Genomic DNA, 5,447 nt, shown 5'->3' with positions numbered 1-5,447 from the left:
GGTTCAATGCGTATGCAATCCTATCTTATTTTGAATAAGAAAATAACCAATAATAAATCTGAAGAAATAGACCGTTTAATAAGTGATTTTGAGAAAAAATTGTCTAATCCTGTACTAATGCAAGCTACTAAAAAAACGGAAAAGAAAAAATTACATGACGCTATCTGGTACGATTGGAACAATGAAATTAAGCCGCTAATTTTAGATTCACATCTAACAAACCAAAAACTGAATAAGCTAGAAAGAAAATTAAACGATCTCGTTGCTAACATCGACCATCTAGTAAAAACTTATCAAGTACATGCTGAAGACAACAACCGTTTGATCAGACAAATACAAGCCGCATCTCTTTTAATTACAATCTCATTTATATTCTTAGCGATTTATATGGTCAACCATCTCATTAGACGCCCACTCTCAGATTTAACGATAATAGCGACTAAAATAGGTCAAGGTGACTACACAGTTCAAGCTGATGAGCATGGTCATGACGAACTATCAATTCTTGCCAAAACCATTAACAGAATGGTTAGAGCTATTAATGACTCACATATTCGCATGGAAGAGAAAGTGCGAAAAAAAACAAAGCAGCTAGAAAGAACCAATGAGTCTATTCAACTACTTTACTCTATTTCCAATAAATCCAATCACTCCCATGGAAGCAATATTGATTTTCAACCACATCTTTCGAAACTGTCAGAAGTAACAGGTATTGAAGGGTTAGAGCTATGTCTGATGACAGAAAATGGCACCAAACCCTACCATCATTTAAATACTAAAAAGAGTATCTTGCCATTGAGCTGCCGCAATCGAGATTGCAGTGATTGTGTAAGCTTCGATAGTCCGCTGGAATCCGAGGAAGCCTACACATTTCCTCTCGTCTATGATCATAATCATTTCGGTGTATTGAACTGTGTACCTCGTAACCATGAACCACTCCATCCTTGGCAATCACAGCTTATTCAGTCTGTTGCAGAGCAGTTCGCGATTACATTAAGTTTAAAACATCGCCAAGACGAGGGACGGCGATTAGCACTCGCTCGTGAACGTACCGTTATCGCGCGTGAGTTACATGACTCTCTCGCACAAGCACTGTCCTACTTAAAAATACAGGTTGCTGTATTACAAAAAGGACTCACTGATCCGTCGGTTGATATCAGTATCGAGAATACGATTTCAGATATAAAAACTGCGTTAAATGGTGCATACAAGGAACTCAGAGAACTGTTGACCACTTTCAGATTAAAACTTGAGGGTAGTAACTTACACGAGGCACTCCAGGAAAGCTTTAAACAATTATCAGATCGTTTCAGTGATAAAGAAATTAAATTTAATAATGAAATTAAAAATATGCCTTTTTCGGCTACTGAGCAAGTTCACCTACTACAAATCGCTAGAGAAGCAGTACAGAATGCCATTCATCATTCCGAAGGAAGTAAAATCGTTATTCTTCTTACAAGTCGCAAAAAAAATGGTTACGTCACTTTGTTAATTCATGATGACGGGATCGGAATTGATACATCAGCCAAAAAAGAAAACCACTATGGTCTTGCTATTATGAAGGAAAGGAGTAGAAGCTTAAAAGGCACGCTTACAATTGGTAATCACGCAAAAGGTGGTACAGAGGTTAGATTTGACTTCCAACCTGAATTTAACATTCCTTTAGATGTAGAGAAAACTTATGACTGAAAATTCATCAATTGGGACGATCTTAATGGTCGATGATCACCCTGTTTTTCGCAGAGGTTTGTCGCAACTCTTTTCATTGGATAATGACTTAAAAGTGGTTGGAGAAGCTGACTCTGGCTATGATGCGGTCGGATTGGTAACAGAGCTCGACCCAGACTTAGTAACGTTAGATCTTAATATGGACGGCATGAATGGATTAGAAACGATACGAGCACTCAGAGATTCTGGTTATACAGGACGCATTATCATGTTAACTGTCTCTGACCAAGATGATGATGTTGTCGAAGCGATAAGGTTAGGTGTTGACGGATATTTACTAAAAGATATGGATCCTGACGATATCGTTGAGTCCATTAAGCAAGCGGCTGTGGGAAAAATGGCAATCAGTCCTAAACTCACACAAACACTTGCGGGCGCACTACGCCAGCCTGCTCCCCACAGTGACCAGCGAACATTGTCAAGCCTCACCGCCAGAGAAAAAGAAATCATCAAATTGATCGCAAAAGGACTGAGTAACAAGCTTATTGCCAGAGAGCTAGATATATCTGATGGGACAGTCAAAGTGCATGTAAAGCACCTACTAAAAAAGTTAAACCTACGCTCCCGAGTAGAAGCCGCGGTTTGGATGGTTAACGAAGATAAAGAGGTTTGAAATGGAATGCTGTAACGAAGCATCGGTATTAGCAGTCGAAGATGCGCAAGAAAAAATCGTAGATGCTATTGAGTTTAAAAACAAAACTGAAATCGTTCAGTTAGACATTGCGGGTGGTCGGTACCTCGCTGAGGATATTTTTGCACCCTTTGATACGCCTTTTTGTGATAATTCAGCAATGGACGGATTTGGATTTATTCATGACGATTTCAAGCGTCATAGTGAATTTAAAGAAGTTGGGGAGTCATTAGCTGGGCATCCCTTTAGGGGCTCCATCAAAAGCGGTGAATGCATAAGAATTATGACGGGGGCTACGGTTCCAGAAGGAATAGACACTGTTGTAATGAGAGAAAAAGTCACAGTTCAAGGAAAAAGGATCCAGGTACATTCCACCCCTCAAGCCGGGCAAAATATCAGATTAAAAGGAGAAGATATAAAAGAAGGGCAAGTTGTACTCAAAAAAAATAAAAAGATCAATGCTGCCGATATAGCTATTATGGCAACGTTTGGTATGAGAGAAGTCAATGTATACCAACCTGTCACCATCGCTATCTTCTCAACCGGTGATGAAATAATCTCAGTCAATAAGACCAAAGCCCCTGGACTTATTTATGACTCAAACAAACCAATGCTTATTCACTTACTCAAAGCCTCTGGGTTTAACATTTTAGATCTTGGCATCATTCCTGATGATAAAAAAGCGATAGAAACAGCAATCAAAAAAGCAGAGGATGCTGACGCGATAATAACATCGGGAGGTGTATCGGTTGGAGATGCAGACTTCACAACAGAAGTACTCAAAGAACAAGGTGACATTGATTTTTGGAAATTAGCTATCAAGCCAGGTAAACCGTTTGCTTTTGGACATGTGGGAGCTACCCCATTTTTCGGTTTACCAGGTAATCCAGTATCGGCATTGCTCACCTGTCAGATCCTAGCTATTCCAGGTTTATTAAAGCTGAGCGGTAGTTCCACCATTTACCCACAATGGCTCACCGCCACATTAACCACATCGCTAAAAAAACGTCCTGGGCGCACAGATTACCAACGTGGTATTTATTCAATAAACGAGCAAGGACAATTAAGCGTCGCAAGCTCAGGGGCACAAGGCTCGGCATTACTTATGTCTGTATGCAAAGCTAACTGCCTCATTCGCTTACCGAAAGATAGTGAGGATGTCGCGGAGGGGGTCAGTGTTGAGGTGCTTCCCTTTGCCTTCATTCCCGGTTTATAAGACTAAGGGGTGACTAGATGACGTCACCCTAATTTCCATTATAGACGCCAGCGCAAAGCCGCTTGTTTGTCTGAAGGTTTAGCGCTTACCCACACCCAACCTTGTTCCTCAATGTTTTCTTTTTTCCATAAAGGTACTGATATTTTTAGCTGGTCCATAATAAAGCTGGCTGCCTCGAAGCTATCTTTTCTATGTTTGCTGGACACACCAACAAATACAATTGGCTCACAAAGCCCAATCACACCTATGCGATGCACAATAGAAATCTTTTCTACTGCACTCCATCTAAGCTGGACCTCCTCGGTAATTTCCATCATTGCTTTGTTTGTCATTGATAGATAGCTTTCTAAATATATCTCTTTGACACTTCGGTTTTTCTCAGAACTCCCACGCACTCGGCCAACAAAGGTAACAATGGCACCGCATTCGCTGCTGCTCTCAGTCAGTGCTTGAGTAAGCTGATTTATATCTAGGTGATCTTCTTGAATCCTATACATAATTAGCCCCCAGTAACTGGCGGGAAAAACGCGACTTCATCATTTTTATTGATCGAAAAGTCGCTCTCTACAATCGTATGATTGACCGCGGATATTACATCAAGATCATTAAGCCATAAAAAAGCTGTGTTCTGTTCGATTAGATGTTTTATCAATTCAGAAACAGGTAGAGGAGTTGGTACCTCAAGGCTAATGACACTTTCACCTATCCTTTCTCTTAGCAAACCGAAAAACCTGATTTCAATCATAACCCATTCCTCTGTCTATACTACCAGACTGTCCACCAGATTTATGTCGTACGTGAACCCCTTCGATAATCATGTTTTTATCGGCAGCTTTGCACATATCAAACAAGGTAAGCGCCGCTACCGAAACACCGGTTAATGCTTCCATCTCAACCCCTGTTTTGCCATCTAAAATACAACCACAAGTAATTTGAATACCGTTAGGAAGGAGCTCAAAGTCTATCCATATTTTTGATAGATTCAGTTGATGACACAGTGGGATAAGGTCAGAGCATTTTTTTGCTGCTTGGATCCCTGCTATCCTGGCAGTTGAAAGGACATCCCCTTTTTTAATCTGATTCTCTTTGATGCTATTTACAGTCGATGGAGACATTTTTAAAGTTCCGATCGCAACTGCCTCTCGCCTCGTTATCCCTTTGTTGCTGACATCGACCATATTTGCTTGGCCTGTGGCATTGATATGACTAAACTCACACATAATTAGCCTCTCGACACACATTCATTCGCATCAGCAATGTGAGGAACAAAATTACATGGGCCATGTTCGGCATCCAACTGTTCCTTGATTAGCGTTTTCCAACCTGTTTTACATGCACCTGTCGATCCAGGTAGAGCGAATATGATCGTTCTATTCGCGATACCTGCTACACAACGAGATTGAATGGTCGAGGTGCCAATTTCTTGATAAGACACCAACCTAAATATTTCACCAAACCCTTCAACTTCCTTGTCGAAAAGAGGCTTAATTGCTTCTGGTGTCGAATCTCGATCACTAAACCCTGTCCCACCAGTAATTATTATGGCAGAGATAGAATCGTCAGCTATCCATCTAGACACAGCCGCTCTAATATCATAGATACTATCACGCACGATTAGGTGTTCATTAACACGGTGACCGGCCTCTTTTACCGATAAAGATAGAAAATTACCTGAGGTGTCATTACAGCTTTTTCGGGTATCTGAAACAGTTAACACCGCTACATTTAAAGGAACAAAGTTTGATGTATGATCAGCCATTTATACTCTCCAATAGGTGTTTCGCATAGTGCCATTCTTCGGGTGTATTACAATTGTGTAGTTCATCATGATTGACACATAACTCACCTGAACTGACTGCGAGTTTGTCACAC

Annotated in this window: 7 protein-coding genes; 3 read left to right on the top strand and 4 right to left on the bottom strand. The window is 40.7% G+C overall.

Annotated elements, in window-relative coordinates:
• The 3 genes from BZG80_RS15400 to moeA form a co-directional block, all read left to right on the top strand.
• Positions 1–1,689, top strand: a 1,689-nt coding sequence (locus BZG80_RS15400; protein WP_131827570.1) for a histidine kinase, incomplete at its 5' end; no start/stop codon positions are given.
• Entirely contained in the window at positions 1,682–2,341 is a 660-nt protein-coding gene (gene narL, locus BZG80_RS15395; RefSeq protein ID WP_021022858.1) for a two-component system response regulator NarL, read from the top strand. The genes BZG80_RS15400 and narL, both read left to right, overlap by 8 nt.
• A 1-nt stretch (position 2,342) precedes the next feature.
• Complete coding sequence (moeA, locus tag BZG80_RS15390; protein WP_077679750.1) at positions 2,343–3,575, top strand: molybdopterin molybdotransferase MoeA; 1,233 nt, start codon at positions 2,343–2,345, stop codon at positions 3,573–3,575.
• 38 nt (positions 3,576–3,613) lie between these two features.
• Here the strand turns inward: moeA and BZG80_RS15385 are convergent, their stop codons facing one another.
• The 4 genes from BZG80_RS15385 to moaB are packed head-to-tail and all read right to left on the bottom strand — an operon-like array spanning position 3,614 to position 5,334.
• Complete coding sequence (locus tag BZG80_RS15385; RefSeq protein ID WP_021022856.1) at positions 3,614–4,072, bottom strand: molybdenum cofactor biosynthesis protein MoaE; 459 nt, start codon at positions 4,070–4,072, stop codon at positions 3,614–3,616.
• A gap of 2 nt (positions 4,073–4,074) precedes the next feature.
• A complete protein-coding gene (locus tag BZG80_RS15380; protein ID WP_021022855.1) occupies positions 4,075–4,320 on the bottom strand; it encodes a MoaD/ThiS family protein in 246 nt (81 codons plus the stop codon).
• Positions 4,313–4,795 carry a cyclic pyranopterin monophosphate synthase MoaC gene (moaC, locus tag BZG80_RS15375; protein ID WP_021022854.1) on the bottom strand — a complete coding sequence of 161 codons (483 nt, stop codon included), beginning with the start codon at positions 4,793–4,795 and terminating at the stop codon, positions 4,313–4,315. The genes BZG80_RS15380 and moaC overlap by 8 nt, the downstream gene beginning before the upstream one ends.
• A gap of 2 nt (positions 4,796–4,797) precedes the next feature.
• On the bottom strand, positions 4,798–5,334 hold the full coding sequence (gene moaB / locus BZG80_RS15370; RefSeq protein ID WP_021022853.1) for a molybdenum cofactor biosynthesis protein B: 537 nt from the start codon (positions 5,332–5,334) through the stop codon (positions 4,798–4,800).
• Between the last annotated feature and the right edge of the window lie 113 nt (positions 5,335–5,447).

Source organism: Salinivibrio sp. MA440 (assembly GCF_001996265.1).
GTDB lineage: Bacteria > Pseudomonadota > Gammaproteobacteria > Enterobacterales > Vibrionaceae > Salinivibrio > Salinivibrio costicola.
The sequence above is the reverse complement of the archived record's forward strand: the minus strand, read 5'-3'. Positions and strand labels throughout refer to the sequence as shown.

Coding starts and splice junctions, on each gene's coding strand:
- narL (WP_021022858.1), top strand. CDS start 1,682: ATGACTGAAAATTCATCAATTGGGACGATCTTAATGGTCGATGATCAC.
- moeA (WP_077679750.1), top strand. CDS start 2,343: ATGGAATGCTGTAACGAAGCATCGGTATTAGCAGTCGAAGATGCGCAA.
- BZG80_RS15385 (WP_021022856.1), bottom strand. CDS start 4,072: ATGTATAGGATTCAAGAAGATCACCTAGATATAAATCAGCTTACTCAA.
- BZG80_RS15380 (WP_021022855.1), bottom strand. CDS start 4,320: ATGATTGAAATCAGGTTTTTCGGTTTGCTAAGAGAAAGGATAGGTGAA.
- moaC (WP_021022854.1), bottom strand. CDS start 4,795: ATGTGTGAGTTTAGTCATATCAATGCCACAGGCCAAGCAAATATGGTC.
- moaB (WP_021022853.1), bottom strand. CDS start 5,334: ATGGCTGATCATACATCAAACTTTGTTCCTTTAAATGTAGCGGTGTTA.